Below are 528 nucleotides of genomic sequence, written 5' to 3' on the forward strand. Positions count from 1 at the left end.
TCCGGCCTCCGCTCCGCCCCCGACAGGCCCGCCCCCGAAGCCGTACGCCCGGCCCTGGGCAAGCCGCTGCGCGAAATGCCGACCGGGGCAAGGCCGGCCGGGGCCGACGGGCCGACCGGGGTCGTCCCGTCCGCTCCCGGAGCCGTGCCGCCGGCGGCTGCGGCCATGCCGGTGCTCCAGCGCCGGACGTCGGAGCCGCCGACCCCGCAGAACCCGCTGAGCCCTTCGGCCGCGACACCCACGGCCCCCGCGAAGCCCACGCCTTCGTCCTCCGGTCCGGCCGAGGCCCCGGCACGGCGTCAACCGTCGTCGAGGCCCTCCGAGCCCTCCCCCGCGGTGCAGCGAGCAGCGGCCCCGGGGCCGAACACTTCCGCCCGGGTGCGCGGCGGGATCGGTGCGCCGCTCCCCTCGCTGCCACCGACCGCCCGGATCGGCGGCGGCGCTCCGCTGCTCGGTGACCTTCCGTCCGCCGTGACGCGCTCGAGCCCGGACCGGGCTCCGGGCCCCGCCCCCGCACCGTCGGCCGCC

1 pseudogene is annotated in these 528 nt (G+C 80.5%); it reads right to left on the reverse strand.

What is annotated here, in order from left to right:
* Nucleotides 1-260: pseudogene (locus tag D3105_RS35045) on the reverse strand (hypothetical protein); the annotation flags it as partial.
* Between the last annotated feature and the right edge of the window lie 268 nt (nucleotides 261-528).

This window comes from Streptomyces globisporus (assembly GCF_003501885.1).
Taxonomy (GTDB): domain Bacteria; phylum Actinomycetota; class Actinomycetes; order Streptomycetales; family Streptomycetaceae; genus Streptomyces; species Streptomyces globisporus_D.